A 2,283-nucleotide genomic window follows, 5' to 3' on the forward strand; every position below is an offset into this window, starting at 1 on the left:
TTCGGGTATGCAATTTTATCTCTGATCGGTGGCGCAATTATACTTTTTTCTTTGTCTCAATTTTTTCAATGGATCACGAGCCCAAAAATCCTAAAAAAAGAAGATTATTATGGTACCTACCACATAAAGCGTGACCTGTTCCCAGGAAAACAAGCTGACTGGCAATATAATAGCTACAATTTTGTCATAAAGGATAACGATTCGATTTATTTCAACGTCGTAAGTGCGGGTAAAGTATCCAAAGTTTACAAAGGCAAGATCGAAACAGTCTGTCCTTACCAATCCGCACGCTTAAAACTGTGGATGGACTTCCCCGCTCATCATATTCTTGCTTCAGATCCAACGGTATACCGAAGCCCTTTAGGCTTCTATTTGGTATTTTATTCGTCGAAATATAACAACGTTTTTTTTGAAAAAGACTGACATTGAAGCGTTATTTAACATGACAAGATATTTTCTCTATGTACAGATCACTGTCCTAGGTAACATGCATAAAAAAACACCAAAAAATGGTGTTTTCTTATTTTATAATAAATAATAGGATTAGTTTGCTAGCATCTATTTCCCTTTTGCCTTTAGAAATCGTTTTGACAAATATTGCCGTACGGGTATATCGTATAACTTCAAACAGCCGTATGCAAGCACAATACTTCCGATCACGACAGCCGCTGCTCCGGGCAACGACTCTTCAAAACTCAGATTTTCATTCTTAACCCAAGCATAGTATAGATAGATAAAGGGATAATGTACCATATACAAAGGATAGGATATATCACCTAAAAACTTGCAAAGCCAACTTGTAATACCATTACCGCCCTTGCCAGAAGCGCCTAACACAACGAGTAAAGGGAAAACCACGACACAACATAGCGTGTCGTATAAACCATTCATCCATAGTTGCTCGGCACCACCAATGCGCGGCATAGCCAAAAGTGGCACTAGGATCAAACTACAAATCCAAAATGCGCCCTTGATCTGTAAAGACTTAAATACTCTAGATAAGAATAAGCCTGCTGTAAATGAAAACAAAAGACGAAGTGAACCCGCCGTAAATTCCGTTTCTGTGAGTGAAAAACCAGCACAGATATCTCCCAAAGGTCCCAATATCGCAAAGGCCGCCAACCCTATCCCGAATAAAACAACGAGCCCAGCCAATACTTTGGTTGAAAATCTACGAATAATCAATGCATACAGAATATTACCGATGTATTCGAAAAACAACGACCAGCTCGGCCCATTTAATGGAAACATCTCCCCAAGCCCTCTCACTTCTTGCCCTGGAATGGCAGGAATCAACAAGGCATTCAAAAGGGTCGCGATTGCCAGCGAAGAAAATGTCACCTTAGTCACATCCCAAACAGAACATCCCTGAAAATAAAACATGACTGCTCCAATGATCGCACCCATTACAACCATCGGATGTAAACGTATTATCCGACGCTTGATAAATTCTTTTATTGTCATTGTCTTCCAACGATCGTCATAAGCATAGCCCACGACAAAACCTGAAAGCATAAAGAAAAAGTCAACGGCCAAATAACCGTGATTAATACGCTGGTCTAAATGGCTCGTCGCAAAGGCTTCAAAAATATGAAAGCAAACAACAGTTATAGCTGCTACACCGCGTAACCCGTCAAGTACTGCATAATGTGGTTTGGTATCTGCATAAACGGAAGTCGGTATTTGAGTATCGGACATAAAAACAAAACGATTTGATTGATTTTTTTACAAGGACGTAAATATAAACAAAATCGTCCATGCAGATTTGTAACAAGTTTACCGGTGCCCCATTTTTAAAGGCTGTTAATTAACACTGGGAATATAATCCGGTAAGTAAACCTGCTCTTTTTGCATATTTTGGATGTAAATTTTAGAATAAATTTCCAAACGGATATCGGTGATGTCTGTAGTCGTCGGCTTGTCGTCTTCATCTTCTCCAAATGAAAAAATCTGTTCTTCCCTTCTATTTTTTTTATGCAAAAAATAGTAAAAGTCTTTATTTTCCCAACCTTTTATATCACTTCCCGCATCATCTTGAACCTTCAATTTTGTAAACGTCTTCTGTAGATAGTTGTAAATATTTTGAAAATCATCTTTATTTTTTGAAGTCTTCAGTGCATATAGATAAGCAAATTCACCATTTTTATTATCTGCCACTGTCAACGCTGGAAAAGGAACTCCGTTTAATATGGCTATGGTGTCCTTATCTTCATTGTAAGAAACCGTGGTGTAACGATAACCGAAATCTCTGACCGGCTTTAATTTTCGTGTTCCCCAGGCTGC

At 38.6% G+C, this 2,283-nt stretch carries 3 protein-coding genes; 1 reads left to right on the top strand and 2 read right to left on the bottom strand.

The window, feature by feature from the left end; translation table 11 throughout:
- Positions 1 to 423 (top strand): hypothetical protein (locus B2X72_RS08510; protein WP_286849120.1); only part of this gene is annotated, 423 nt, incomplete at its 5' end.
- A 135-nt stretch (positions 424 to 558) separates the two neighbouring features.
- Here B2X72_RS08510 and B2X72_RS08515 read toward each other — a convergent pair.
- On the bottom strand, positions 559 to 1,698 hold the full coding sequence (locus B2X72_RS08515; protein WP_070565408.1) for an acyltransferase family protein: 1,140 nt from the start codon (positions 1,696 to 1,698) through the stop codon (positions 559 to 561).
- Between the two features lie 105 nt (positions 1,699 to 1,803).
- Positions 1,804 to 2,283 (bottom strand): hypothetical protein (locus tag B2X72_RS08520; RefSeq protein WP_286849122.1); only part of this gene is annotated, 480 nt, incomplete at its 5' end.

The organism is Sphingobacterium sp. UBA7253 (assembly GCF_002472745.1).
GTDB lineage: Bacteria > Bacteroidota > Bacteroidia > Sphingobacteriales > Sphingobacteriaceae > Sphingobacterium > Sphingobacterium siyangense.